Origin of the sequence: Streptomyces sp. NPDC050759 (assembly GCF_044456945.1) — a bacterium.
Lineage (GTDB): Bacteria > Actinomycetota > Actinomycetes > Streptomycetales > Streptomycetaceae > Streptomyces.
The window spans coordinates 317,575-343,181 of record NZ_JBITGI010000005.1; the positions used below are offsets into that span (position 1 = coordinate 317,575).

27 protein-coding genes, 1 pseudogene and 1 riboswitch are annotated in these 25,607 nt (G+C 70.4%); of the genes and pseudogenes, 15 read left to right on the forward strand and 13 right to left on the reverse strand.

Annotation, left to right across the window (positions count from 1 at the left end; all coding sequences use genetic code 11):
* Positions 1-56: 56 nt before the first annotated feature.
* Genes ACIBJB_RS17970 through ACIBJB_RS17980 form a run of 3 tightly spaced genes read right to left on the reverse strand, consistent with a single transcriptional unit; the run spans position 57 to position 5,184 of the window.
* Positions 57-3,443, reverse strand: a complete 3,387-nt coding sequence (locus ACIBJB_RS17970) for a S8 family peptidase (RefSeq protein WP_398931497.1) — start codon at positions 3,441-3,443, stop codon at positions 57-59.
* Entirely contained in the window at positions 3,443-4,519 is a 1,077-nt protein-coding gene (locus tag ACIBJB_RS17975) for a CU044_5270 family protein (protein WP_398931499.1), read from the reverse strand. Before ACIBJB_RS17975 ends, ACIBJB_RS17970 begins: the two co-directional genes overlap by 1 nt.
* Positions 4,516-5,184, reverse strand: coding sequence for an RNA polymerase sigma factor (locus ACIBJB_RS17980; protein ID WP_398931501.1), 669 nt, complete (start codon positions 5,182-5,184; stop codon positions 4,516-4,518). Before ACIBJB_RS17980 ends, ACIBJB_RS17975 begins: the two co-directional genes overlap by 4 nt.
* A 167-nt stretch (positions 5,185-5,351) precedes the next feature.
* Between ACIBJB_RS17980 and ACIBJB_RS17985 the strand changes: the two are divergent.
* The 7 genes and pseudogenes from ACIBJB_RS17985 to ACIBJB_RS18015 form a co-directional block, all read left to right on the forward strand.
* A pseudogene (locus ACIBJB_RS17985) lies at positions 5,352-5,867 on the forward strand (DUF5753 domain-containing protein); the annotation flags it as partial.
* 5 nt (positions 5,868-5,872) lie between these two features.
* Complete coding sequence (locus tag ACIBJB_RS17990; protein WP_398931503.1) at positions 5,873-6,064, forward strand: DUF397 domain-containing protein; 192 nt, start codon at positions 5,873-5,875, stop codon at positions 6,062-6,064.
* Positions 6,065-6,073: 9 nt separating this feature from the next.
* Positions 6,074-6,349, forward strand: coding sequence for a hypothetical protein (locus tag ACIBJB_RS17995; RefSeq protein WP_398931505.1), 276 nt, complete (start codon positions 6,074-6,076; stop codon positions 6,347-6,349).
* Between the two features lie 238 nt (positions 6,350-6,587).
* Complete coding sequence (gene thrS / locus ACIBJB_RS18000; protein WP_398931506.1) at positions 6,588-7,835, forward strand: threonine--tRNA ligase; 1,248 nt, start codon at positions 6,588-6,590, stop codon at positions 7,833-7,835.
* 51 nt (positions 7,836-7,886) lie between these two features.
* The gene (locus ACIBJB_RS18005; RefSeq protein WP_398931508.1) at positions 7,887-8,849 is read left to right on the forward strand and encodes a nucleoside hydrolase; all 963 of its coding nucleotides are present in this window, start codon (positions 7,887-7,889) and stop codon (positions 8,847-8,849) included.
* 144 nt (positions 8,850-8,993) lie between these two features.
* Positions 8,994-10,094 (forward strand): ArsR/SmtB family transcription factor, encoded by a 1,101-nt coding sequence (locus tag ACIBJB_RS18010; RefSeq protein ID WP_398931510.1) that lies wholly within the window; start codon positions 8,994-8,996, stop codon positions 10,092-10,094.
* Positions 10,095-10,186: 92 nt separating this feature from the next.
* Positions 10,187-10,693 (forward strand): hypothetical protein, encoded by a 507-nt coding sequence (locus ACIBJB_RS18015; RefSeq protein WP_398931512.1) that lies wholly within the window; start codon positions 10,187-10,189, stop codon positions 10,691-10,693.
* Here the strand turns inward: ACIBJB_RS18015 and ACIBJB_RS18020 are convergent.
* The gene (locus ACIBJB_RS18020) at positions 10,680-11,789 is read right to left on the reverse strand and encodes a HoxN/HupN/NixA family nickel/cobalt transporter (protein WP_398931514.1); all 1,110 of its coding nucleotides are present in this window, start codon (positions 11,787-11,789) and stop codon (positions 10,680-10,682) included. The genes ACIBJB_RS18015 and ACIBJB_RS18020 overlap by 14 nt on opposite strands.
* Before the next feature lie 28 nt (positions 11,790-11,817).
* A riboswitch (cobalamin riboswitch) is annotated at positions 11,818-12,024 on the reverse strand.
* An 81-nt stretch (positions 12,025-12,105) separates the two neighbouring features.
* Here ACIBJB_RS18020 and ACIBJB_RS18025 point away from each other — a divergent pair.
* Both ACIBJB_RS18025 and ACIBJB_RS18030 read left to right on the forward strand, forming a co-directional pair.
* Positions 12,106-12,453 carry an ArsR/SmtB family transcription factor gene (locus ACIBJB_RS18025; RefSeq protein ID WP_398931516.1) on the forward strand — a complete coding sequence of 116 codons (348 nt, stop codon included), beginning with the start codon at positions 12,106-12,108 and terminating at the stop codon, positions 12,451-12,453.
* A 331-nt stretch (positions 12,454-12,784) separates the two neighbouring features.
* Entirely contained in the window at positions 12,785-13,348 is a 564-nt protein-coding gene (locus tag ACIBJB_RS18030; protein WP_069757968.1) for a dihydrofolate reductase family protein, read from the forward strand.
* Positions 13,349-13,378: 30 nt separating this feature from the next.
* Here the strand turns inward: ACIBJB_RS18030 and ACIBJB_RS18035 are convergent, their stop codons facing one another.
* The 3 genes from ACIBJB_RS18035 to ACIBJB_RS18045 all read right to left on the reverse strand — a co-directional run bounded on the left by ACIBJB_RS18035 (position 13,379) and on the right by ACIBJB_RS18045 (position 14,481).
* Positions 13,379-13,585 (reverse strand): hypothetical protein, encoded by a 207-nt coding sequence (locus ACIBJB_RS18035; RefSeq protein ID WP_398931519.1) that lies wholly within the window; start codon positions 13,583-13,585, stop codon positions 13,379-13,381.
* Between the two features lie 396 nt (positions 13,586-13,981).
* Positions 13,982-14,200, reverse strand: a complete 219-nt coding sequence (locus ACIBJB_RS18040) for a hypothetical protein (RefSeq protein ID WP_398931521.1) — start codon at positions 14,198-14,200, stop codon at positions 13,982-13,984.
* Positions 14,201-14,244: 44 nt separating this feature from the next.
* Positions 14,245-14,481 (reverse strand): hypothetical protein, encoded by a 237-nt coding sequence (locus ACIBJB_RS18045; RefSeq protein ID WP_398931523.1) that lies wholly within the window; start codon positions 14,479-14,481, stop codon positions 14,245-14,247.
* Between the two features lie 181 nt (positions 14,482-14,662).
* Between ACIBJB_RS18045 and ACIBJB_RS18050 the strand changes: the two genes are divergently transcribed.
* Positions 14,663-15,238, forward strand: coding sequence for a dihydrofolate reductase family protein (locus ACIBJB_RS18050; RefSeq protein ID WP_398931525.1), 576 nt, complete (start codon positions 14,663-14,665; stop codon positions 15,236-15,238).
* Between the two features lie 112 nt (positions 15,239-15,350).
* Here the strand turns inward: ACIBJB_RS18050 and ACIBJB_RS18055 are convergent, their stop codons facing one another.
* On the reverse strand, positions 15,351-16,298 hold the full coding sequence (locus ACIBJB_RS18055) for an LAETG motif-containing sortase-dependent surface protein (protein ID WP_398931527.1): 948 nt from the start codon (positions 16,296-16,298) through the stop codon (positions 15,351-15,353).
* Positions 16,299-16,562: 264 nt separating this feature from the next.
* On the opposite strand from ACIBJB_RS18055, the gene ACIBJB_RS18060 reads away from it, so the two are divergent.
* The gene (locus ACIBJB_RS18060) at positions 16,563-18,224 is read left to right on the forward strand and encodes an alpha-amylase family glycosyl hydrolase (protein ID WP_398931529.1); all 1,662 of its coding nucleotides are present in this window, start codon (positions 16,563-16,565) and stop codon (positions 18,222-18,224) included.
* Positions 18,225-18,268: 44 nt separating this feature from the next.
* On the opposite strand, the gene ACIBJB_RS18065 is transcribed toward ACIBJB_RS18060, so the two are convergent.
* On the reverse strand, positions 18,269-19,030 hold the full coding sequence (locus tag ACIBJB_RS18065; protein WP_398932008.1) for a DUF4142 domain-containing protein: 762 nt from the start codon (positions 19,028-19,030) through the stop codon (positions 18,269-18,271).
* A gap of 252 nt (positions 19,031-19,282) precedes the next feature.
* Between ACIBJB_RS18065 and ACIBJB_RS18070 the strand changes: the two genes are divergently transcribed.
* Entirely contained in the window at positions 19,283-19,963 is a 681-nt protein-coding gene (locus ACIBJB_RS18070) for a DUF6445 family protein (protein ID WP_398931531.1), read from the forward strand.
* 70 nt (positions 19,964-20,033) lie between these two features.
* Here the strand turns inward: ACIBJB_RS18070 and ACIBJB_RS18075 are convergent, their stop codons facing one another.
* Complete coding sequence (locus tag ACIBJB_RS18075) at positions 20,034-20,501, reverse strand: hypothetical protein (RefSeq protein WP_398931533.1); 468 nt, start codon at positions 20,499-20,501, stop codon at positions 20,034-20,036.
* A gap of 146 nt (positions 20,502-20,647) precedes the next feature.
* Between ACIBJB_RS18075 and ACIBJB_RS18080 the strand changes: the two genes are divergently transcribed.
* Positions 20,648-21,121 carry a hypothetical protein gene (locus ACIBJB_RS18080; protein ID WP_398931535.1) on the forward strand — a complete coding sequence of 158 codons (474 nt, stop codon included), beginning with the start codon at positions 20,648-20,650 and terminating at the stop codon, positions 21,119-21,121.
* Between the two features lie 320 nt (positions 21,122-21,441).
* On the opposite strand, the gene ACIBJB_RS18085 is transcribed toward ACIBJB_RS18080, so the two are convergent.
* The 3 genes from ACIBJB_RS18085 to ACIBJB_RS18095 form a co-directional block, all read right to left on the reverse strand.
* Positions 21,442-21,813 carry a DUF6479 family protein gene (locus tag ACIBJB_RS18085; protein WP_398931537.1) on the reverse strand — a complete coding sequence of 124 codons (372 nt, stop codon included), beginning with the start codon at positions 21,811-21,813 and terminating at the stop codon, positions 21,442-21,444.
* A gap of 10 nt (positions 21,814-21,823) precedes the next feature.
* Positions 21,824-22,219: a luciferase family protein gene (locus ACIBJB_RS18090; protein WP_398931540.1), complete on the reverse strand. Its 396-nt coding sequence runs from the start codon at positions 22,217-22,219 to the stop codon at positions 21,824-21,826.
* A 96-nt stretch (positions 22,220-22,315) separates the two neighbouring features.
* Positions 22,316-23,095 carry a class I SAM-dependent methyltransferase gene (locus ACIBJB_RS18095; RefSeq protein ID WP_398931542.1) on the reverse strand — a complete coding sequence of 260 codons (780 nt, stop codon included), beginning with the start codon at positions 23,093-23,095 and terminating at the stop codon, positions 22,316-22,318.
* A 610-nt stretch (positions 23,096-23,705) separates the two neighbouring features.
* Between ACIBJB_RS18095 and ACIBJB_RS18100 the strand changes: the two genes are divergently transcribed.
* Together ACIBJB_RS18100 and ACIBJB_RS18105 are read left to right on the forward strand one after the other, a co-directional pair.
* Positions 23,706-24,416 carry a DUF4328 domain-containing protein gene (locus ACIBJB_RS18100; protein ID WP_398931544.1) on the forward strand — a complete coding sequence of 237 codons (711 nt, stop codon included), beginning with the start codon at positions 23,706-23,708 and terminating at the stop codon, positions 24,414-24,416.
* Between the two features lie 50 nt (positions 24,417-24,466).
* Positions 24,467-25,561, forward strand: coding sequence for a sugar ABC transporter substrate-binding protein (locus ACIBJB_RS18105; protein ID WP_398931546.1), 1,095 nt, complete (start codon positions 24,467-24,469; stop codon positions 25,559-25,561).
* Positions 25,562-25,607 lie beyond the last annotated feature (46 nt).

The window sequence follows — 25,607 nt, forward strand, 5'->3', positions numbered from 1 at the left end:
GTGTGGACGAGAGGCGGGGAGAGCTGACGAGTGTTTCGCGGGCTGCGCCCTGTGGGTCAGGTGAGGAGGTACGCCTTCAGGATCGTCGCCGCGTAGGTGTTGCCCTCCTTGTCGGTCAGGGTCGTCTTGAAGGAGACCGAGTGCGCCTTGGCCGGGTGGTTCAGGACAAGGGTCTTCTTGCCGTGGTAGGTGCTTATGCGGGCGGCGGACCAGGTCGTTCCGGCGTCGTAGGAGACCTTCACCACCAGGGACTTCAGGTGCTTGGCGGCCGGGCCCTCGATGGACAGCGGGACCGTGGTGCGGCGGCCGGAGGCGGCCGTGCCGGTGGGGGTGATGGCGGGATGGAAGCGGACGGTGGAGAGGGGCAGGAGGGCGGAGGTGTCCGAGGGTTGTGACGTGCGCTTCGAGGTGAAGGTCCAGGCCGCGGTCAAGCGGCTGGTGGTGCCGGCCACCGTGGCCGGACGGTTCAGGTCCGTGCGGATCGTGTAACGGGTCGGGCCGGCCGGGAGGTTGTCGACGGTCTGGCAGAGGTCGCCGTCGTTGTCGAGGAGGGTGCTGCCGCCCGCCGTGACCGTCGTGTGCCGGGTGGCCACGGAGGACGCCGGGTGGCCGGCGCCGTCGGCCAGGTCGGGGACGCACAGGTCGAGCGTGTCACCGCTGCGCCGCGCGCCGTACGCGCCGCCGACGAGGGGGCTGAAGACGCCCACGTTGTACGTCGACTCGTACGTCCGTCCCGCCCGGTAGGACACCGGGCGCTCCTCGCCGTAGAACACGTCGTCATCGTCCCCGGAGGCGTTCCGCTGGCCGAGGCCGACCGTCCAGCGGAAGCCCTTGGGCGTGGTGACGTAGGTCTTCGCCGTCGCCGGAAGCGGGAACGGGGCGCTCACCGTGCCCAGCAACATGGAGGGTCCGTGCCACAGGGCGTTGACGATGCCCTTGCGGTGGGCGACGGAGGAGCCGAAGTGCCGCTTCACCAGGGCGAGTTCGCTCATGCGTGCCGTGTGCCGATAGCCGGTGGGGAAGCGGTCGGGCAGGTTGTAGAGGAGGTTGTAGGTGGTGCTGCCCTTCTGCCACAGGCCGCCGAGCTGCGTGCTGACCTTCCCGGGCGTCGCGGCCGGCCCCAGCGTCGCGGTGCGCACATTCGTGAGCGGGCGCCAGATCAGAGTCGAGTTGTGCGCCTCCCTTCCGGCGCCCATGCCGAAGTTGATCCGGCCGTCCAGCATCTTCCCGCTACCCCTCGGCGGAGTGATGTCGACCGGTCTGGCCTTGCGGGCGTCGAAGGTGACCGTCGTGTTCCTGGTGATCGAGAGCCTCGGCCGGACGAGGGCCGTGGCGCCCTCGGCTTCGGTTCCGCCTTCGGCTGCGAGCATCACCGTGTCGACCACAAAGTCACCACGTGGGACGCGCACCTTGTAGACGCCCTTGGAGATCTGCTGCGAGTCGTCCAGTTCCGTGGTCGAGTAGTCGCCCGAGTGGCTGTAGATCTCGGTCAGCGGCGAGCTGACGGGTTTTCCGCCGCGGTCCAGGAACTTCAGGGTCAGATCGTGTGCCTCGGCCTCGCGTACGACGCCGAAAGCCGTCCGTACGACCGTTTCGGTGCCCGGCTCGGTGGCGATGACCGCGCCCGAGTACGCGCCGTCCGCCGCCTCGGTGCGGGTGTCCGCGGTGAGGTCGACGCTCGCGGTGCCGCCCGCGGGGACGGTGAGGTGCGAGGCGCTGAGCCTGAACATGCCCTCGGGCGCGGTCTGCCCGGACGGGCCGGTCGCGGTGGCGGCGAGGTCCAGGGTGACCGGACCGTCGCCGTCGTTGCGGTAGGTGACGCGCCGGGTGAGCAGCTGGTCGTCGGAGTGGGGCCACCGCTGCTCGCCGAAGGACACCGAGGTCTGCTCGCTCACCACGGTCTGGGTGAGCGCCCGCGCCACGGCGACCCGGCCGGTGCCCTGCTGGTAGCCGGTCAGGCCGGCCGTCGGGGCGGCGGAGGCGGTCAGTGCCTGCTTGATCCGCTCTCCTGTCCAGTCGGGGTGCCGCTGTGCCAGGATCGCGGCGGCCCCCGCGACATGCGGCGTCGCCATGGACGTACCGGACAAGGAGACGTAGCCGTCAGCCGCCGGGTCGCCCAGTTCGCCGTGCGCCGCCTTCGCCGAGACGATGTCCACGCCCGGCGCGGTGAGGTCGGGCTTCAGCGCGCTGTCGGCGGTCGGGCCGGTGCTGGAGAACTCGGCGATAGCGTCCTTGCCGTCGACCGCGCCCACCGCGAGCGCAGACTCCGCCGTGCCCGGGGAGCTGAGAGTCCCGGGCCCGGGACCGTCGTTGCCCGCCGCGGCGACGGTGAGCATGCCGGTGCTCTTGGAGAGGGCGTTCACGGCCGTCTCGACCGGGTCGTTCCCCGGGGTGTCCTCCTGGCCGAGGCTGAGGTTGGCCACCCTCGCGCCCTGCGCCGCGGCCCACTCCAGGCCGGCGATGACGCTGGACGTGCTGCCCTGGCCGCTGTCGTCGAGCACCTTGGCGTTGAGGATCTCGGCACCGGGCGCGACGCCCCTGTACAGGCCGCCGGACTTGGCCCCCGAACCGGCCACGATCGCCGCGACATGCGAGCCGTGGCCCTTACGGTCGTCCGTATCGCCGGTGCCGCTGAAGTCCTTCGACTCCGTGACCACCGAGGCGAGGTCCGGGTGTGTGGTGTCGACGCCCGTGTCCAGGACGGCGACCTTGACGCCCTTGCCGTCGTAACCGGCGGCCCAGGCGTCCGGCGCGCCGATCTGTGTGACGTTGCCACTCGCCTCCGGCTGCACCGCCCGCGCCGTGAACCGGCCGTCCAGCCAGACCCGGGCGACTCCCGGGGCGGAGGTGAGGTCGTGCCAGGCGTCGCCGGCCCGGGCCTTGGGCACGGTGAGCGCGGCCCCGCCCACGCTGGGCAGGTTCCGGCGTACGGTGACGTGCGCGTCCGCCACCAGCGACTTCTGGGTGTTCGCGCGCCGGGCGCTCTTCCCCTCGTAGGACACGATGAGCGGGAGCGTGCTGCGCCGGGCGTCGTCGTATCCGGCGCGTATCAGGGCGCCGATGTCGAACAGCCGCTTGTCCAGGGTGCCTTGGCCGATGCGGGCGGCGGCGTCGGCCGGCACGACGTACTGCTTGCCGCCGAGGCGCCGGACGGACACCGGGACATTCTCGCGTCCCGGCGCCTGCTGTACGCCGGTCACCCGGCCCCGGGCGTCGATCTGGACCCGGTCGCCGGTGATCAGGGTGACGAACCGGGCCGGGGATCCGGCGCCCGCCGGTGCGGCGGTGGCCGCGCCGACGGCTCGCGCGCCGAACTCGGAGGCGGTGTTGGTGTCCGCGGTCCGCAGCCCGAGCCCCGTGCCGGTGTCCGCCACCGAGACGCCCGTCATCACTCCGGCGACCAACAGGGCGGCCAGCGCCGCCGATGAGGATCCGATACGCATCAGCCCACCTGCCCGGGGACCTGCTTGCTGGCGTCGACGATGGCGCGCTGTGTGATCGCGCTGGTGAACGTGACGGTGCCGACCTTGAACGGGCTGTCCGCCACCTTCTTGACCACGACGTTGCGCTCGCCGAGGAACTGCAGGGTCTTCTTGTCGAAGATCCATTCGGTGCGCTCGCCGGCGGCGTCGTTCTGCCGGGCGATCGCCACCCCGTGACGGCCGGTGGCGTCGACCGCGTCGTCCACCGCCACGACCCCGGGGATCTTGGCCGCGGCCTTGTAAAGGGCGGCGGTGAGATCGGCCGGCGGGTAGCTCTCGGTCAGCAGGTCACCGATGGCGACGAAGGCCGCCTGGTCGCGGGGCACTTCGGGGTCCCGGACGGCGTCGGAGTCGCGGTAGATGCGCTGCAACAGCTGGGCGGGGTCGGTGGGCAGCTCGGCCAGGGCGTCGTAGGCCGAGTCGAGCGGGGTGTCGCTGGACAGGGTGATGCCCTTGTCGCTCGTCTCGCCCGCCTCGATCAGCCAGCCGTCCTTGCCGTCGAGGGAGTTCCAGACCTGGCGGGAGTGCAGACCCTGGCTGACCACAGTGGTCTTGTTGTCGACGGTGTGGGGGTAGGTGCTGGCCACCTTCGAGGCGATGTAGACGAACTGGCCGGCGTGCGGGGTGGGCCCGGAGACATCGGCGGCGGCCAGGGAGATGCGGTCGAGCAGCTGGGGGGCGCCCTTGGCGTCGGCGGCGCCGACCTGGGTGGTCAGCGCGGGACCGGTGGCCGAAGCGGCCTTGTCGCCGCCCCCGTTGCCGCCCGACAGGGCGACGCCGGCCACGACTGCGCCGGCCAGGGCGAAGGCCGCGGCGGGCAGCAGGATCGCCCGGCGCAGGAACGGGTTGCGGGGACGCGGAGCGCCGGTCGGCCGGCCGTCGGTGCGGGTGGTGCGGAGGTCCTCGTGGATCTGGGTCATCATCTGCTCCTTGTGGAACTGGTGACGGCCCGCCGGCAGGTCCCGTGCGACGGAGGGCAGGAGGCCCTGGGTCTCCGTCCACTCAGCCGGGTGCGGCTGGGAGGGGCTGGCGTTCATCGGTTTCCTTCCTGTGCGGACCGGATCACGTATCCGCGATCACCTGTTATCTGCCGGTTGGTGGCGGTGAGTTCCCGTTTTTCTCCGAGCAGTTCCGCGCTCCTCCCTTTGAGCAGTTCCGCGTCGGTGAGCTTGCGGAGCTTGCCGCGGGCGCGGGACAGCCGGGAACGGACGGTGCCGACGGGGATCCCAAGAGCGCGGGCGGCCTCGGAGTACTCCATGCCCTCCCACAGACACAGCGTCAGGACCTCGCGTTCGGGACGTTTGAGCAGGCTGAGCGCGGTGAGCGTGGCGGCGATCCGACGCCGGTCGTCAAGCCGTCCGGCGGTCTCCTCGGCGTGGTCCTCGACCTGCGCCTCGGCGGCGCCCGCGGCTGCCGCCGCCTCGGCCGCGTTCCGGTAGCGCCGGTTGCTGCGGTACTGGGAGCGGGCGACGTTGGTCGCGATGCCCAGCAACCACGGTCGCAGCGAACTCCCTTCGGTCTCGACCGACGCACGGCGCCGCCACGCCTCCATGAACGTCGCCGACATGACGTCCTCGGCCGCGGACCAGTCGGCGGTCAGCCGGAAAGCGTGGTTGTACACCGCGCGGGCGTATGCGTCGAAGAGTTCGGCAAAGGCGTCCGGATCTCCAGCTCGCACCCGGGTTCGCATATCTGTGGTCACGTCATGAACTGCCTGTGCGCGCGGGCGAGTTCCAGTGCTCTACATCACACTTTTGAGCCAGGACAGCCAGTGTTCGACGCGGGTGCGGATCACCGACGCCGTACGCGATCAGCAGCTCGCGATCAACCTGACGTGTCGCCGACACGACGTATCGGGCCGTGCGGCACACCTGGCAACTCGCCTTTGTGCCCGGCCTCTTGCAGACCGCAGACTATGCCCGTGCCCTCGCGGTCGGGAACGGATCCTGGGACGACCTCGACGAGATCGAGACCTTCGTCGAGGCGAGGATGGCCCGGCAGGCGAGGCTGGGCGGCGAACGCCCGCTACAGCTCTGGGCGTTGCTCCACGAGGGGGCCGTGCGCCAACTGGTCGGTGGTCGAGACGTCATGCGGGCTCAGCTGGAGCATCTGCTGGAGGCGGCGCACCTGCCCAACGTGCGGGTGCAGGTGGTCCCCTTCATCGCCGGCGCCCACCCCGGGATGACCTGTGCCTTCACCGTCGTCTCCTTCGCTGAGCCCGGTGCTCTGGACGTCGCACAGGTGGATACTTCGTCGACGAAGGTCTGGTTGGAGAGCGAGACTGACGCCGCACACCACAACGCGACCTTCGATCGGATCACGCGGCTCGGACTCGCGCACAGCAACTCCGTAAGACTCATCGACAGCATCCGTAAGGAGATGTAGGGCCCGTGTCCGACTACGAGTTCAGGAAGTCCACGTACAGCAGCGGTGACGCGCACGGCGAGTGCGTCGAAGTCGCCCGCAATCGCCCTGGCACCATCGCCGTTCGCGACTCCAAGACCCCCGGTGGACCGATACTCCAGGTCGTCCCCGGCACCTGGACCACCTTCAGAAGGTCCCTGCACCCCGAACACCCCTGACTGGTCCCCATGGCCTGGACCGAAGCCGAATACCTCGACCTCCTCCAGGCCGAGCGCCGTGCCTACGCCTGGGTCATGCGTCAGCACGGCGGTATGTCACTGCCCGCGTCACGGGCGGCGGCCCTGGAGGCGTACCCCTATGAACCGGCCGATGACTCCCACCGCGGCCTGGTCTTCCACGATGAGGCCTGGCATTGGGCGATGAGCCGGATCCATGGCGAGCGATACCCAGTCGAGCATCCCGAACTGGCCGATCCGTCCCCCGAGTACCGGGCTCTGACCTGATCCACTCCGGACTACCACCGCAGACGCTCCCAAAAACCCTTCGCCCCACCCCCGCCCCTCCCCCTACCCTCACCCCATGCAGCGTGCCCAAGCCATCGCCATCCCGTCGATCACGACGACGCCGGAGCAGGTCCCGGCGCGCTGACAGCTGACGCAGTCCGAAGCCCCGGGGCGAGTGCCCCGGGGCTTTGTCGTTCCCGTCGGTTCCTCGCTCCGCCCCACCGCGAGGGAGAACCCCATGAACCAGAACCCCGTGAACCCCCTGCACGACCACCGCCGGCTCGGCCGTGAGCTCGAGCTGTTCGACACTGATCCGCTGATGGGCGCGGGGCTGCCGTACTGGCTGCCCGACGGGGCCGTCGTACGGCATGTCCTGGAGGAGTACGTCAGGGAGGTGGAGCGCGCTGCCGGGTACCGGCATGTGTACTCGCCGGTGCTCGGGAAGCGGGAGCTGTACGAGATCTCCGGGCACTGGGACCACTACAGCGACGACATGTTCCCGCCGATGCGGCTGGGCGGCGGGGAGGGCGAGGAGGTCGTGCTGCGGCCCAGCCTCTGCCCGCACCACGCCCTCATCTATCGGTCACGGTCCCACAGTTACCGTGAACTTCCGTTCCGTATCGCCGAGTTGGGCGGCATGTACCGCTCGGAGCTGTCGGGCGTCCTCGGTGGTCTCACCCGCGTCCGCTCCATCCAGCTCAACGACGCCCACATCTTCTGCACCCCGGAGCAGGCCGTGGCAGAGGCCCGCGCTGCCCTCGGACTCATCCGGCGCGCCTACGACGACCTCGGCATCCGTGCGACCAGGTACCGCCTGTCCCTCCCGGGAGACTCCGGCAAGTACGTCGCGGACCCCGCGCTCTGGCGCCGCGCCACCGCCCTCCTAGAAGAGGTCCTGGACGGCATCGACTACGAGTCCGTCGAGGGCGAGGCCGCCTTCTACGGCCCCAAGATCGACGTGCAGATCACCGACCCCGCCGGCCGCGAGTCCACCCTCTCCACCGTCCAGATCGACTTCCACCAGCCCGAACGCTTCGACCTCCACTACATCGGCCCCGACGGCGGCAAACACCGCCCGGTGATGGTCCACCGCAGCATCATCGGCAGTGTGGAACGGGCGGTTGCCCATCTCATCGAGGCGCACGGCGGCGCGTTCCCGGTGTGGCTCGCGCCTGTGCAGCTGGTGGTCCTCCCGGTGGCGGAGGAACAGGAGGAGCGGGCCCATGAGCTCGTACGGAGGGCCGAAGCGCGCGGCATCCGGGCCGAACTCTCCGGCCCCGGCCACGGCACTCTCGGCGCCCGCGTCCGTGCCGCGCGCCTCGTGCCGTACCAGGCGGTGATCGGGGAGCGGGAGGCCGACGCCGGCTGTGCGGCCGTACGACTGCGGGACGGCCGTAGGCCAGGAGCTGTGCCGGTCGACGAGCTGCTGGAACGGATCGTTGCCCGGAGCGGTGATCGCGGGGCCGAACTCTGGGCGGCTGCGTAAGGTCGGTTCCGTACGTCAGTGACGTACGCCAGTGACGAAAGGACCCCCGCCGTGACCGGTCAGCCCATTCCGGTGATCATCGACTGCGACACCGGTGTCGACGACGCCCTGGCCCTGCTGTTCGCCGTACGGCATCCAGGCATCGATCTGCGCGCGGTCACCTGTGTCGCCGGGAACACCGACGTCGACGGCGTCGTGCGCAACACACTGACCGTCCTGGAGCAGGCCGGGGCCGGGGACATCCCCGTTGCCCGGGGTGCCGCGCGGCCGCTGATCGAGCCCGTGCGCGTCGCACACCATGTGCACGGGCTGGACGGCATGGGCGACCTCGGGCTGCCCGCGCCGACCCGGGTCGCGGTGGACGTGGACGCGGTGACCCTGCTCAGGCGGGAGATCCTCGCCTCCCCGACGCCGGTCATCCTCATCCCCACCGCGCCGCTGACGAACATCGCCCTGCTGCTCCGCACCCACCCCGACGTCGTGCGGAACATCGAGCGGATCGTGTTCATGGGCGGCGCGGTGGCGACCGGGAACGCCACGCCCGTCGCGGAGTTCAACGTCTGGCACGATCCCGAGGCGGCCGCCGTACTGCTCACCGCGGGCGTGCCGATCACCATGTACGGCCTGGACGTGTTCGAGCGGGTCGTCGTCCCCGCCGCCGACGTCCAGCGGCTGCGGGCGAGTTCGGAGCCCAGCCTGCGCATGGCCGGCGAACTCCTCGCCCACCGCGACCCCGCCACCTCCGGTGACCCCACCCCCACCGGCGGCCTCGGCGATGCGGGCGCGGTCTGCGCGGTCGTCGACCCGGGCGGGCTGACCACCGAGCTCCTGCCGGTGGAGGTGAGCCTGGCTCCGGGCCCGACCCGCGGCCAGACCGTCGTCGACCGCCGCCGCCGTCCCGGGGAGTCCGAGATCCACGAGGGCGAACGTGAAGTGACCCTCGTGGACGTGGGGTTGGGCGTCGACGTGGAGCGGTACGTGAAGTTGTGGCTGACGGCGGTGGAGGGGGCCTAGCAGCCACTCGCGGCGTTCGCAGCGTTCGCAGCGCTCGCAGCACCAGGGGTGACCGAATGCCGCCTTGCCCCGGCACGTGCGGCTCCGTCACTGTCAGGGGGCACCGCCACCCACCCGATGACCGACCACCATCGGAGAACCCCCATGCTGCGGGTGCACTTCACCACCGACGACATCGCGCGCGTGCGCGTCGCCACCGCTCCCGACCCCCTCTGGGAGATCACCAACAGCTTCCAGGCGCTGGCCGGGGCGGACGCGCCCCTGCTGTTCGGCGACTGGCGGCGGCTGGTACGGCCACGGCTGCGCCCGGCGCAGGGGCTGCTCGGACTCCTCGCCGCGCTGCTGCCTCCGCGCGGCTACACGCCGGACTTCCTCACCCCCGACCTCGGCGGATCCTACGGCCTTGGTGGCTTACCCGGCCTCGGTGGGTCCCCCGACCTCGGCGACTCCTACGACCTCGAGGGCGCCGTCGACGCCGTCCTGCGCACGCCCCGCACCGTCCTGCGCAGAGACCTGACCACGCTCGCCGCCTCCCCGCGCCGGGCTCGCCCGCTGCCGTCGGAGGCCCGCGCCCTGGCCGACGGTGAGCCCTCGGCGCTGCGCCGCCTGGGCGCCGCCCTGCGCGGTTACCACCGCTCCGCGCTCGCCCCCTTCTGGCCGCAGGTCCGGGCGCAGGTGGACGCCGACCGGGCGGTCCGCACCCGGGCGGTGCTGAGCGACGGCACCGACGGACTGCTGGCGAGCCTCGGTCCCGTCCTGCGCTGGCGGCCACCCGTCCTGGAGGCCGACTACCCCGTCCAGCGCGAACTCCGGCTCGGCGGACGGGGATTGCTGCTCCAGCCGTCCCTGTTCTGTCTCCGCAGACCGGTCACCCTCGCCGCCCCCGACCTGCCGCCCGTCCTCGTCTACCCGATCCAGCACTCCCTTGGCTGGGCCCGCCCGCCCGGCCGCCCCTCATCCAGCGGTGACCTCGCCGCCCTCATCGGCCGGACCCGCGCGGCGATCCTGGAAGAGGTCGTCACCGGCCGTACGACCGGCGAACTCGCCCACCGCCTCGGCATCTCCGGCGCGGCCGCGAGCCAGCACACGGCGGTGCTGCGCCGGGCGGGCCTGCTGCTGAGCGTGCGCCGCGGCAGACACGTGCTGCACACCATCACGCCGGCGGGGAGCGCCCTGCTCGAAGGGACGGGCTCGGTTGGGGCGGGTTCCGTTGGGACGGGTTCCGTCGGGACGGGTTCCGTTTAAGGCAGGGCTTCAGGGTGTGGCGGGGACCAGCAGGTCGAAGCAAGCCTGTGTTCGCGAAGGATGTCCTTTTTCCACAGGGGGTACGACATCACATGCGCGACATACGACGTTCTCTGCTCGCGGGCCTCGGCGCCCTGGGGCTGGCGCTGACGGCCGTGTTCACGGCGGGCCCCGCCGGTGCGGCCTCGGCCGGTGCGGCTCCGGAGAACCGGGACTTCGGCCAGATCCTGACCATGCCGGCCGCGCCGCCCGCCTCGGCACTGCCCGCGGGGGCGGCCGCCGAGCCTCCGACGGCCTGGCCGAAGCCCAACAAGATCCTGCACATCGCCGCGCGTGAGTCCCTCACCTGCGAGAGCGGCAACCTGTGCACCGCGACCTACGACCCCACGCGGGGCGACTACGTCGTCTACTTCTTCTACTACTGCGACACCTACACCCTGTCCAACTGGGTCGGCACGGGCTCGTACCGCAACTCCCAGACCGGTGGGGTGACCGCGCGCTTCTACGGCAAGGACGGCGGGACCGTCACGTCCGTCGGGCCGGGTGGCAGCAGCAACTCGTACAACTGGAGCCCCATCTGGTCCCTCAAGAACTGCTGACGCCCCACCGCTGCTCCACCTTCGCGAGCCGCCAGTAGGCGATCGCCGCCGCCCACACCACCACGAACAGGCCGACGATGACGTAGCCGACGTTGTCGAGGTCGATGTCGGCGATCCAGGTGGTGAGGGCGTCGGTGAGGTCGAGCTTGTCGTGCAGGACGCCGACGAGCTCGATCGTGCCGATGAAGAAGGCGACCGCGATGGACAGCCCGGTGATGGCGAGGTTGTAGAAGACCTTGCGGACGGGGTTGGAGAAGGCCCACTGGTAGGCGAAGTTCATGAACGTGCCGTCGAGGGTGTCGAACAGGCTCATGCCGGCGGCGAAGAGCAGCGGCAGACAGAGGATGGCGTACCAGGGAAGACCCGCGGCCGCACCCGACCCGGCCATCACCATCAGGGTCACTTCCGTGGCCGTGTCGAAGCCCAGCCCGAACAGGAAGCCCAGCGGGAACATCTGCCCCGGCCGGGTGATGGACTTGGTGAGCCGCCCGAGGATCCGGTTCATGAAGCCCCGGGAATCCAGGTGCTGTTCCAGCTCCTTCTCGTCGTACGTCCCCGCCCGCATCGCCCGGAAGACCTTCAGGATGCCCATCAGGGCGACCAGGTTGAGAGCGGCGATGAGATAGAGGAACGACCCGGAGACCGTCGTACCGAGAAATCCCAGCACTTGGTGGGTACTTGAGCCTTCGTTCATGACCTTGCCGGCCAGCTGGGTGCCCCCGGCGATCAGCGCGGCGAGCACGACCACGACACTGGAGTGCCCGAGCGCGAACCAGAACCCTCCGGACACCGGCCGCTTGCCGTCCGCCATCAGCTTGCGGGTGGTGTTGTCGATCGCGGCGATGTGGTCGGCGTCGAAGGCGTGCCGCATGCCGAGGGTGTAGGCGGTGATGCCGAGTCCGATGCCGAAGGCCTTGTCGCCCACCTCGTAGTGCTCCGGGACGACGAGCAGGAAGAGGATGCCGAAGGCGACGACGTGCAGGGCGGCTATCGCGGCCATCAGACCGACCGTCTTGACGGTGTCCTCGCGCCGCCAGCGGAAGGAGGCGGGTGCGGTCTCGGACAGGGCAGTCTTGGGCAGCACAGGATCAGTCATACGGTGGTCACTCCAGCACCTCGTGGATGAACGCGTGAGCTGCCGTGGCCGGTCTCCTGGCTTACGGGTCGTGCGTTTCCCTGCCCGCCTTCCCGGCCTGATGGTGACGGCCAGTGGCTGTCCCGCGAGGGACGTGGGAGGGAAACTCCCCGATCACAGTGGCGAGGGCCGCACCGGAATGGACCTTTGAGGGGTCGTCACCGGCTTCCCGAGCACCACGGCCCGTCCACCGTAGGGGGGCGCGGGGTCTCCTGCATAGCTGCACACCTGCGCAGGTATGGAAGATCACACAGGGCCGCCTGCGAGGATGGGCCCCATGCACCTCGTCCCGGCCGACCGAGCCGACCGCCGCACGATCGACGGACACCGGGTGTGCGACGCCATCGCCGCGATCGGCGACCCGGGACACGTCCGCACCTGGTCCGACCGCTTCGCCCTCCTCGCCGACCCGAACCGCCTCTCACTCCTGCTCGCCCTGCACCGGACCGGCCCACTGGCCGTCTCCGACCTCGCGATCGCGACGGGCATGAACGACCCAGCCGTATCGCAGGCGCTACGGCTGCTGCGGGCGGCGGGAGTTGTGGCAGGGGAGAAGGAGGGGCGGGTGGTGCGGTACCGGGTGGTGGACGAGGCGGTGCGGGGGTTGTTGACGCAGGTGGCCTGAGCCCGGTGGTCCACGGCGACGGAACTGCAGATGAACAGTGACAACAAGTTCGTGCTGTTCATCGTGCCCGACCTCAGCCCGGAGGGGCCGACAGTGCGCGGCGGAGAACCGGGCGCGGTACCCCGACGCCGGCGAGGGTGAAGCGCTGCCGCCCGTCGTGCCCGACGCGATCGATCTCCTCAAGGCCCACATGGTGGTCTCGCGCAGCATCGGTCAGATCAGCCCGATCGCCTACGAGCAAGGATCCAATACGTTGCGCCCGATGAGTAAGGCAGCCATGCCAGGTCTACAGCGTTGAAACCAGTCCGGATCGATACGACAGGAGATCGAAGTGTCCACATCAGTGCTCGACATGTCGGTGTCTCTCGACGGGTACATCGCCGACCCTGACGACTTCCTCGGCGGTGAGGACGGCGAACGGCTGCACAAGTGGGCCGACGCCAAAGGCGAGTCCGCTCGGACCGCCGCGCGGTTCCAGGAGGAATGGAACGCGGCCGGTGCGGTACTCGCGGGGCGGCGGACCGCCGAACTCATGGATCACTGGGGCGGTGATCATGGAGGTCTCCCGATTTTCGTGCCCAGTCACCGCCCACCCGGCCCGGCCGCCCGCTGGGGCTATCCGTTGGTGACCTACGTGAACGACGGGATCGAAAGCGCGATGGCCCAGGCCAAGGCCGCCGCCGGCGACAAGGACGTGCAGGTGCGCGGTGCGTACACGGGGCAACGAGCGCTGGAAGCCGGAGTCCTGGACGAGGTGCAGATCCACCAGATCCCGGTGCTGCTCGGCCGCGGACGACGACTGTTCGACGTCCTGCCCTCGGAGATCGAGCTGGAGATCGCCCAGGTGATCGACACGCCGGAGGCCACCCACATCCGCTACCGCGTCCGTCGCTGATCCGGTCGCCCAGCAGAGCAGCCCGATCGCCTACGACCAGAGATCCATTACGCCGACCATGGCTGCATGACAATCGGTGTCCACGATCAAGGGGGAAGCCCCGGTAGCTTCCTCGTGGTCGGCGGCTGGCATCGGCTCATGACGTGACATCAGGCGGATGCCGCGTAGGTCATCGCGCGAGATGAGGGCCACCGTGCCCGATGGGCAAAGCGATGGTGCGGTGAGCACATTGCTCATCGGTGCGTGTCCTGGGCCGCCCGCGTGTGTTGCCGTTCACACGTACCTCTTCGTCGATGGTCTCGACGTCGTTGCGCGCAGCGACAGCCGGATGGCCGGCGTCGATCCGAGGCGACTGCTCCGCCCAGGCGGACCGCTCTGTCCGACGGACATGCCGTGCACGGTGGATGTGGCAACGCGGGAACGGCCCGAGCCAGGGCCGGACAGGCTGACAATCCGGGTCCGGCTGCGGGGCGGGACGGTCATCTGGTCCGACCTGATGTACCCGGGCCTCGACGGCCAGCCCATCGGGGAGGTTCGTTTCCGCCTGCAGGCGTACCTGGGCGAGGTCGAGCGGGCATACGCGGCGCTGCAGGGCCACCCCTTGGGTCAGTAGAAACCAGGTGTCACCGGCCCTCACCCCTCCGCCCCCCACCGCTCCGGCCCGCCCCCCTTCCACTCGATCCACGGTGACTGCGCCACCTCCGCCGCGTCCATCTCCAGGCCCGCTCGGCGGAGGAACTCCGCGACGTCGGTCAGGTTGTGGGCCAGGCCGAGGATCTCGCCGTCCACGCGTACGCGGCGGCCGCCGGTGGGGGACGGGGGGTGCACGATCACGCGGATCGGTCCGGACATGTCTTCAGGATCGTCCGGGGCGTACGGTCCCGCACTTCGGTCCGTCATCGCTCGGGCCGTTCGCTCATGGTGCCGGTGCCCGGCCGTCCCAGGTCACGCAGTTCCCGCCACTCGGCGGGGCGCGGGCGCCCTCTCTGCCAGTGGGGATGGAAGTACACCTGGGCCGACAGCCGGTGCAGGCGTCGGCGCAGCTCGGTGTGGCCGGGGCGCTCGGCGAGCTGGTGGTAGATGGCGCTCCACTCCCGCTGTGCACGGGCGAGGTCGTCGGGGAACGATCGCATGCCCGGATTCAATCATGTGTTCGATTTATTGGGCCATGGTGGGCGTGGCGGCCAGGGCGATGAGTTCCGGAGAGTGGCCGGGTCTACCGGGATGACGGAAGACCATCGGCAAGTGGCAAGTCCATCGACTAGACCATCGGCAAGTCCATCGACTAGTCCATCGAGCAGACCGGAGAGCGACATGACCGCCACCTACACCTTCGACGTCTTTTCCAGTCTCGACGGCTACGCCGCCGCCGGCGGTGACTGGACCGGGTACTGGGGCAAGCAGGGGCCCGAGTTGCTCGACCACCGCCTCGCCCTCTACGGCGAGGAGCAGCGGATGGTCTTCGGGGCCACCACCTACCGGGCGTTCGCGCAGATGCTGGCCGAGAGCACCGAGGATTCCGACGTGCGTGACCCCTGGGTCACGCGGATGAGGAACCTGCCGGCGACCGTGGTGTCGACGACGCTGGAAGGTCCCCTCGACTGGCCGGACGCGACCGTCGTGAGCGGCGACGCCGTCGACGTCGTGGCGCGGCTCAAGAAGGAGTCCGACGTGCCGTTGCGTTCACACGGCAGCCTGTCGATGAACCGGGCGCTGATGGCCGCAGGTCTGGTCGACCGCCTGCAGGTGACCCTCTTCCCCGTCATCACCGGCCGGACCGGCCTCGACCCGGTCTTCCAGGGTGCGGCCGACTTCGATCTGGAGCTGCTGGAGAGCCGGACGCTCGACGGTCGCATTCAGGAGCTCGTCTACCGGCCCACCCTTCACTGAGCCACCCGCCGGCGGTCCGCAGACACCGGCAGACACCCGCAGACACCCGCAGACAACCGAAAGGGCCGCCCGCACCGCGAACGGTGGGACGGCCCCGTCAGTCAGAAAGGTGTCAGGCGCGCGAGGCCTTACGGCGACGCGTGGCCAGGACGATGCCCGCGCCACCCGCGAGCAGCACCGCCGCACCGCCCGCGATCAGCGGGGTGTTGCTGCTGGCGCCCGTCTCGGCGAGGTTGTCGCCGCCGCCACCGTTGGGGGTGGGCGCACCCGGGGTCGTCGTGGACTCCGAGGCCGACGGGGTCGGCGTGGACGTCGACGGGGTCTCCGAGGCGGGAGGCGTGCTCTCGGAGGCCGGCGGGGTGGACTCCGAGGCCGGCGGGGTCGACTCCGAGGCCGGCGGAGTGGTCTCCGGGGCCGGAGGCGTGGCCGGGGGCGTCGTCGGCGGGGTGGCCGTGCAGTCCTTCGTGCCGCCGTTCCAGGCCGCGATCAGCTTGTCCTTGATGACCGGGTGGTCCGGGCCCTTGGGGAGGTCGCCGTGCGTAAAGCCGTCGTTGGCGTCCAGCTTGCCGTCGAACTTCGTGTTGCCCCGGTAGAGGTCGATCTGCGCGTAGCAGCCGAGGTCCGGGATCGAGATGTCGAGGGAGTCGACGGCGCCGGCCTTGACGGTCACGGTGTCGAAGTCGTGGAAGGCCTGCTCGCCGGAGGTGGCGAACGTCGGGCCGTGCGCGCGGTAGGACGCGAGAGAGGCGGTGCAGGTGGACGCGTCGCCCGCCGCGCGGACCTTGACGTGGACCTTGCCGTCGTCGGTCGGCTTCAGGTTCAGGTCGTCGACCTTGACCGAGGCGAAGAAGTTCTTGCCGTCGAGGGAGAACTCGCAGCGGTCGGTCTCGGTCTTGGAGCCGGCGCCCGTGCCCGGCTTGTAGCTTCCGCCGTCCTGCCAGCCCTTGCCGCCGGGGCAGTCGGAGGCCGAGGCGACGGAGGCGAGGGCAGCGGAGAAGGCGAGCGTCGCGGCGCCCGTCCCCAGCAGGCGTCGCAGGGTGACACGTCTCGCTATGGACATACGTATCCCGTCAGGATGAGAGTGAGTGGTAACAGCAAGCATCAGAAACACTGGGCTCATTGGTCACATGCGCCACGGTGTCCGCACATGGTGGATCTCCTTGTGGAACGCTGTCAACCTGCGGTGATGCAAGGTGAGTTCATCGGCCATCACAATTTCGACACACAGGGAACTATCTGCTCCGCATAACCCCGGGTTCATGTTTCCGGCGAGTGGGCAGATATCCCCTTTGTCTCCCGCACGGACGCATGCAGAGGAGCCCGCGTGACCGCGCGCACCACCACGCCCGACCTCTCCGGCAAGGACCCCGACTGGTGGCGGCAGGCTGTCGTCTACCAGGTCTATCCCCGCAGTTTCGCCGACGCCGACGGTGACGGCCTCGGGGACATCAGGGGCGTCACCGAGCGCCTCACGCACCTGGTCGCCCTCGGCGCCGACGCCCTGTGGCTGAGCCCCTTCTACCCCTCCGAACTCGCCGACGGCGGCTACGACGTCGCCGACTACCGGGACGTCGACCCGCGCCTGGGGACGCTCGACGACTTCGACGCGATGGTCGCCGAAGCGCACCGGCTCGGGCTCAAGGTGATCGTCGACCTCGTCCCCAACCACACCTCCCACCGGCACGTCTGGTTCCAGGAGGCGCTCGCCGCCGGTCCCGGATCCGCGGCGCGCGAGCGGTACGTGTTCCGGGACGGACGCGGCGCGCACGGCGAACTCCCGCCCACCGACTGGCAGTCCGTCTTCGGCGGCAGCGCCTGGCGGCGGGTGCCGGACGGGCAGTGGTACCTGCATCTGTTCGCCCCCGAGCAGCCCGACCTCAACTGGTCGCACGACGAGGTCCGCGAGGACTTCCGCACCACCCTGCGCTTCTGGTCCGACCGCGGGGTCGACGGCTTCCGCGTGGACGTGGCGCACGCGCTGGCCAAGGACCTGACCGAGCCGTTGCGCGACCTCGGCGACCTGCCCGGTGTCGCGGAGGAGGCCCTGGGGCGCCTGCCGCCGGGCGGCCACCCCTACTGGGACCGCGACGAGGTCCACGAGATCTACCGCGACTGGCGCACGATCCTCGACTCCTACATCCCGCCCCGCATGGCCGTCGCCGAGGCCTGGGTCCCGGGCCCGCGCCGCGCGCTGTACGCCCGCGCGGACGAACTCGGCCAGGCCTTCAACTTCGAGTACCTCCAGACCGCCTGGGACGCCGGCGAGCTGCGCCAGGTCATCACCGACTCCCTCACCACCGCCCGCACCGCCCACGCCTCGGCCACCTGGGTGCTCTCCAACCACGACGTCGTACGGCACGCCTCCCGCCTCGTCCTCCCGCCGGGTACCGACGAGAACGCCTGGCTGCTGTCCGGCGGCCACGCGCCCGCCGTGGACGGACACCAGGGCCTGCGACGCGCTCGCGCGGCCACGCTGCTCATGCTCGCGCTGCCGGGATCGTCGTACGTCTACCAAGGCGAGGAACTCGGTCTGCCCGAGGTCGCCGACCTGCCCTTCGAGGTGCTCCAGGACCCGATCTGGGAGCAGACGGGCCGAGTCCGCAAGGGGCGCGACGGATGCCGGGTGCCGCTGCCGTGGACGACGAGCGGTCCGTCGTACGGCTTCGGAGCCGGCGGTGCCTGGTTGCCGCAGCCGGAGTGGTTCGCCGGGTACGCCGTCGAGGCCCAGGACGGTGTCGAGGGCTCCACGCTGGAGCTGTACCGCACCGCCCTGCGCCTGCGCCGCAAGCTCCTTCAGGGGGAGGACCTCACCTGGGCGGACGCCTCCCCGGCCGACGTGCTGGACTTCGTCCGGCACGAGGGCTGGCGGTGCGTCACCAATCTGTCGGACCGGGCCGTCCCGCTCCCGGCGGGGGAGGTACTGCTCACCAGCGGCCCGCTGGAGGACGGGCTGCTGGGACCGGACACGACCGCCTGGCTCGGCTAGGGCCGCTTTCGCAACAGGCCCTACGGGGAGGGCAGGTCCCAGGGCTAACCGATGGTCGGCGACGGGGTCGCGCCCCCGGCCGGGGTGGCGCCGTTCGCGTTCCCGCCGGGGATACCGAGCGGCGTCGACGTCGGGTTCGCCGGCGGGCTGAGCACGACCATCGGCGCGCCGGGCTGCGGGGCCGGCGGAGTGAGGTCGGTGTCGGGCAGCTTCGGCGGAGTGGTCTGCATGAAGAGGGCCTGGTCGAAGTTGACGAAGCCGGTCTTCTCCATGACCGTCATGTGGTCCAGCACCGTGTCGTTGGCCATGTCGGCCAGCGACCGCACCAGCGAGTTCTTGGTGGTGGAGCGGATCTTCGAGATCGTGTTGAAGATCGAACCGTGCGTCACCCGCAGGATGTTGGCGAAGTTCGTGTCGAACTGCTGGCCGTTGCTCGACTCGATCGTGTTCACGAAGCCGACCTGCTGCGGGCTCGCCACGTTCGGGATGGTGATGTTGAGCATCGGGGCGATCTTGCGGCAGGCATCGTCCAGCGCCGCGTGTCCGTCGATCAGATGCTTTCCGGCTTCCTTGACCTCCGGGGTGGTGCCCTTCTGCAGGGCGACCTGCCCCAGCGGGTACTCCCACAGGCCCGCCGCCCGCACCTTGACGACGAAGTCACGGTCCTGCTCGGTCAGCGGGCCCCACTGCGTCTGGGCGATGACTCTGTCCTGCGCGGTCGAAGCCTTGCTGACACTCAACATGGACGGGTACGCGAGAGCGCCCAAGGTCAGTGTGAGGGCTCCGCCCACGAACAGCGTTCCCATCGCGTTGCGCGAGAGTGGCACCGTGCCTCCTGCCCGGTAGGGGTTTCCCGCCAGGAGGCGGGTCGGACGCACAGGAGTACGCACGCGGGGCCGTAGTTGTTCATCACCTCTTCCGGAGGATGACCGGGCTCACAGACGCGCCGTCAGGGACGGACCGATCGCCGCCGGTTGACCGTTCGTTGACCGGTTCGCGGGGAAGTCCGGGGGAAAACGCGGGAGAGACGTGACGGGCCCCGGACCTAGATTCGCTGCATGTCCATGCCACAGCGGTCGCAGCGGCCCCTTCCCGTCCTCCCCTACCGCAAGCCCACCAAGGGCCGCGACTACTGGGTGATCGACGACGTGCTCCCGGACGTCGACGCCGTACGGGAACGCTGTCTCGCCAAGGACGACTGGGTGAAGGGGTATCCGTACACCGCGGAGACCTGGCCGGGACTGCGGACCATGCCGGGGCTCGAACCCGCCGAGCTCGGGAGGGTCGAGCGGCTGGTGAGGCAGGCGACCGGGGCCAAGGAGCTGTGGGTGCAGCGGGCGCCCGGCGGGGGCACCCTCAACCACAACTGCGTGCAGGTCGTCGGGGAGGGCGAGAGCGAGCCCCGGCCGCACACCGACTCGCGGGCGCTGTGCCGGTACGCCGCCGTGCTGTATCTCAACCCCGGCGTCCCCAAGGACTGCGGCACCAGCTTCTACCGGCAGGCCATGCCCGGCGGACGGCTCGGCGGCAACGTGGTGCAGGCCCCGCACAACAACCTCGTCGAGGCGCTCGGGACACGGTTCGTCGCGCCGGACGCCTTCGAGGAGGACGTACGGGTGCCGCACCGGTACAACCGGCTGCTCCTCTACAACGCCAACCTCGTGCACAGCGCGAGCGGTTACTCGGGCAGCACGCTGGAGGAGAAGCGGATGACGGCCGTCTTCTTCTGGATGGCCTGACCGGACGGCGTGACCGGATGGCGTGACCGGATGGCGTGACCACGACCCGTGCCCGTCCGGCGGACAGGACCTAGTGGCGGACCGCCCTCGGCACCTTCGCCCGCACGTCCCCCGACAGGTCGTGCGTGCTGCGCGCGGTCCCCTTCCCCGTACCGCCCGCGGGTACGTCCGACACGGTCAGCACCACCGCGTCCAGCAGCTTGCCGTTCCGGTCCGTGAAGTCGACCTGGATGGTGAAGGACTTGGCCGAGTCCGCGGAGTTGGTGGCGGTGACCTCCACCGTCGTACGGCCGTCCGAAGCGGTGGCGGGGGTGCCGAGCCGTACGTCGTCCTTGGCGTCGACGCCGTTCTTGATGTCGTCGAACCGCCTGCCCGCCTCGGCCGTGGCCGACGACACCGCGTCCCCGGCGCGGGAGGCGGCCGACGCGACCTTGCTCGCCACCGACGACGGGCTGTCGTCGTCGGAGCAGGCGGTCAGGCCGGCCAGGCCGGTCAGGGCCAGCGTCGTCAGCAGCGCGGCAGTCGTCCAGCGTGTCATCTCGCCTCCAGCGGGTGTCCCTCCAGTGAAGGGCTCTGTCCCTACGGCCGCACGCCCAGCCTCACCCGAACGGCCCACTCCCGTGGTGGGCGCCCCCGCCGCGCCCGATGGTCGAAGCACATCGACCCGAAAGGTGGGACACGGTCATGACGCAGCAACCGCACGCCACACAGCCGTCCGCGGGCACACCTCCGGCCCCGGCCCCGACCCCCGCGCCGGGTCTCGGCCCGACGCCCACCGAGATGGCGTGGGCCACCGGCGGCGTCGTCTTCGCCGGTGTGCTGATGATGATGAACGGCATCCTGGCGATCTTCCAGGGCATCTCCCTGCTCGCGAAGGACGATGTCTGGACCCGCGTCGGCGACTACGTCTACAAGATCAACCTCACCGGCTGGGGCGTGATCCTCCTCTGCCTGGGCGCCCTCGCGGCCGTCACCGGCGCGTTCGTCCTCAGGGGCGCCGCCTGGGCCCGGATGACCGGCATCTTCCTGGCCTCGCTGAGCATGATCGCCCAGTTCCTGTTCCTGCCCTACGCCCCGTTCTGGTCGCTCATCATGGTCGGCCTCGACTTCTTCGTGATCTGGGCGCTGGCGGTGTACAAGCCGGAGAGGCGGGTCTGATCCCGAACGGGGCGGACAGCGGCGCGGCGGTGTCGACGCCGCCGGGGCCGACGGCGGCGTCGGCGTCGGCGAGAGCAGAGCCGTATCGCCCTCGGCCCGCCGCCTCACCCGCCGGGGACGTCGACGACGGGGTCGTCCGCTCCCGCGCGGAGCGGAGTACCGCGACTCCCCGGTGGCGCCACGAAGGGGTGGCATCACGAGCGAGGGAGCGGCACTACGAGGGGCGGCACTGCAACGCGAGCCCCCGGCGTGGGGCTGACCTGGGGAGGGCGGGCAGGGCCGCGTGCTGGTGGCCCATCCCCCGGCCCGGCCCGGCCCGGTCATACGTGGCCGAGGCCGCCGCTGCCGAATCCGCCGCTGGAGCCGGGCAGCCAGCGTTTGCGGTTCTGGTCCTCTCCTCGTCTGCTTCCCGAGTGATGGAGCTGGTACGGCATCAGCCGTTCCTGCCCGTCCGCGGTGGCCGGCAGCTCGTCCGGCTCGCGCATCTCCCGCATCTCACGGATCGGCCCGGTCTCCGGGAGGTGCGGCTGCTCGTCGCTGAGCGGCCGTGGAAGCTCCCGGTCCTGGACCCGCATGCCGAACACCACGGCAAACACCAGCGCGCCGGCGATGAACAGTCCACCGGCGAAGGCGGCGATCACGTTGAGTACTTCGCTCGACGAGGCCGCCAGGACAAACGTCGCGGTACTCATACTCCGATTATCACCGAATCGGGACGAAAGGGGAGTCCCGGGGGACCACGGTGACCCGGTGGAAGTTGCACACGGCCGGGCCGACGGGCCGGGGCCCCGCCTGGTGGGCCTTCAGCGCCATGCTGACCAGGCTCATCAGCAGGTCGACGTCGGTCTCGCAGTCGAGGTGGACGGTGACCCAGCGGGAGCCCGGCAGCAGCCGGACCGCGGTCGATTCCTGGAGGTCGTCGTGGAATCGGCGGATGGCCGGTTCGGTGAGGTGCAGATCGACGTCCCGCCCCGGATGGAAGTGCACGATCTCGCTGTGCGCGGACCGCAGGGCCAGCCCGGCTCCACAGCTGGGCAGGCCCGTGCTGAGGTCGGACCACGCCTCCAGGCGCTCCAGGGCACGCTCGGCCAGAGTCATGTGCCCATCGTCGCCCGCTCACCGCCTCGCAACCAGAGGTTGAGCGAAAAGTAACCGGGGCGTGAGGTGTCGCGTGGGCCTCGATCGGCGGTTGGTTCACGTGGTTCGTCCGCGTACGGCCCAGGCGCGTGCCGAGAGGGGGATCGAACCGTCGGGGGCGGTGGGGGCGGCCGTGCGCAGGGCTTCGCGCAGGTCGTCCCGGGCGGCCGGGGGGAGGGTGCTGACATAGCCCGGCGCGGGGCCCTGGCCGGCCAGGAAGGGGCCCCACAGGTCGGCGAAGTCGGTGAAGACGGTGGGGACTTCGATCGCGCGCACGATCACGTCGGTGAGTCCCGCGGTCGTCCACAGGTCGTGCAGGGGTTGGGGACGACAGTCGGGGAACCGCAGGCCCTCGTCCCACTCGGCCGCCGCCGGGTCGAGTTCGGCGGCGGTGTCCCAGAAGAGGCGCAACAGGCGCATTCCGTCGGCGTAGTCCCAGACGTACCCGGCCACCAGGGCGCCGCCCGGCCGGACCGCGCGGGCCATCGAGGTGACCGCCGCCGCGGGGTCGGGCAGGAAGTTCAGGGTCAGACCGCTGACCGCCACGTCGAAGGCGCCGTCCCGGACGGGAAGCGCCATGGCGTCCGCCACGACCCCGGCCCGGCCCGCGCGGACGAAGCCCTCGGAACGGTCGCAGCCCAGGACCAGGTCGGGTCGGCAGCGTTCCCGGATCACCGCCGACAGCACTCCGGTGCCGCACCCCACGTCCAGCCACCGCAGTCCGTCCGGACGGCCGAGCCAGGCCGTGAACTCGCGCGCGACCGCCCGGCTCCAGCGGCCCATGTAACGGTCGTAGGCGGCGCCGGACGCCCACACGTCGTATCGCTGTCCGTCCATGGCTCCCACGATCCTCGCCCCGCCGGATTTCCTCCCGACTTCTCGCCTTCGGGCCCGCCGGGGCATCCCGCTTCTCCGCGAGGCCCGCCGGGGCATCCCGTTTTTCCGTGGGGCCCGCCGGGGCATCCCGTTTTTCCGTGGGGCCCGCCGGGGCATCCCGTTTTTCCGTGGGGCCCGCCGGGGGGCGCTCCTTGCCCTTCCGCGGGGCCCGCCGGGGGGCGCTCCTTGCCCTTCCGCGGGGCCCGCCGGGGCACGCCTCCTGCCCTACCGCGGGACCTGCCGCGCCCTTCCTTTCGCCCAGGGCCGCCGGGCTTCCTGTTTCCACCGCCGTTCCACCACCAGGGGCCTGCGGGGGTCAGCTGATTGCCCGCCGTGGCCTGCCGAGACACCCTGTTTGCCCGCTGGGGCCTGCCAGGACACCCTGTTTCCCCGCCGTGGCCTGCCAAGACACCCTCTTTCCCCGCCGGGGCCCGCCGGGTCACCCCGCTTCCCGCCAGGGCCGGCCAAGCCACCCCGTTTCTCCGCCGGACCGCCCGAGAACATCCGCGTGAACCGATCGCCGGGTTCGGGACGATGAGGGGGTGAAGCGATCGTTCCGAAGGGGGACTCCGTGAGTGAGAACACCGTCCGGCCCGCTGTGCGTTCGGCGCGTGGCTCCGCCCGCCTGGCCGTCGCCGGGCTCGGGCTCGCCGGTGCCGCCTATGCGCTGCGGGCCGTGTGGGACATCCGGCTCGCCGTCGCGGGGGAGCCCGCCTCCGGGCCGCCGGACCAGGGCGAGGGCAGGCACCGGCCGCTGAACGCTCTGGAGGACTCGTACCACCTGGTCAGCGCGGCCGGAAGCATCCTCACGCTGGTGTGCGCGGCCCTTTTCATCGGCTGGCTGTGGCGGATGCGGGACAACGCGCGGGCACTGTCCGGCGAGCGCCCGCGCTACGCCGGCATCTGGGTGTACGCCGCCTGGTTCGTGCCGATCGTCAACCTGTGGTTCCCGCGCGGCATCGTCGCCGACATCCACCACAAGAGCGCCCCGGACCGGAAGCTGCCCGTCGTCGTGAACGTGTGGTGGGCGCTGTGGCTGGTCGGCATGGTCACCGGGGTCGGCCTGATGTACGACGGCGACACCGACGACCTCATCGCCCGCGCCTACCACGGCGTGACCACACTGCTGGTCGCCGACCTCGCCGTCGCCGGCGCGGCCGTCGCCGGGATCCTCATGGTGCGCGCGCTGACCGCCGTACAACTTGTGTACATCGCCGATCAGTTGCGTACGCCGAGTGGCGATCCCTTGAAGGAAATCGTCAGGGTGTTTGATCGGGATTGAGGGCACTTACTGTTGCGCCTACGTGACAGCCCCCCACCCACAGGATCGCCATGCGCCCCATCCCCTCCGTCATGGCCGTCTGCGTGTCGGCCCTTCTGGTCACCTCCTGCTCAGTGGGCAGCAGCGACACCGCGGTGAGCCCCAAGAAGGGCGACGACATCACGCTGGGTCTGTTGCTCCCCGACCGGGACACCAGCCGCTTCGACCGGTTCGACTACCCGCTCATCAAGAAGGAGGTCGCGACCCTCACCCGCGGCAAGGGCAAGGTCAGTTACGCCAACGCCGGGGCGAGCGAGAAGCGGCAGAGCAAGCAGTTCCAGCAGATGGTCGCCGACAAGGTGGACGTGATCCTGGTGGACGCGGTGGACTCCAAGGCGATCGAGCCGGAAGTCCAGAAGGCGAAGGACGCGGGCATACCCGTCATTGCCTACGACCGGCTCGCCCAGGGCCCCATCGACGCCTATGTCTCGCACGACAACGAACTCGTCGGCGAGGTGCAGGGCCGGGCCATCGTCGAGGCGCTCGGCGACAAGGCCGAGAAGAGCAAGATCGTCATGATGAACGGCTCCCTCGCCGACCCCAACACCGCCCTCTTCAAGAAGGGCGCGCTGGACGAGCTCAACGGCAAGGTCGTCATCGCCAAGCAGTACGACACCAAGGACTGGCTGCCGTCGGTCGCCAAGGCCAACATGAAGGCGGCGATCGCCTCGTTCGGACTGAACAACATCGCCGCCGTCTACTCGGCCAACGACGACATGGCGGGCGCGGTCATCGACGAACTCAAGGAGGCGGGGGCCACGAAGATCCCGCCGGTCACCGGGCAGGACGCGAGCCTCGCCGCGGTGCAGCGGGTCGTGTCGGGCGAGCAGTACATGACCGTGTACAAGTCGTTCCTGCTGGAGGCGACCAACGCGGCGCAGATCGCGGTGTACAAGATCCAGGGCCGCGACCTCCAGTTCGACGCGCTCATCCGCGACAAGGTCGACAGCCCCACCCAGAAGAACATCCCGTCCCTGCTGGTGCCGGTGGTCGCGCTGACCAGGGACAACATCCAGCAGACGGTGATCAAGGACGACGTGTACACCGTGAAGCAGATCTGCACCGCCGAGTACGCGGCGGACTGTGCGGCCATCGGCCTCAAGTAGGGGACGGGGTACAGCAGGCTGTACTTTCCGGCTCCCCGCCGTACTC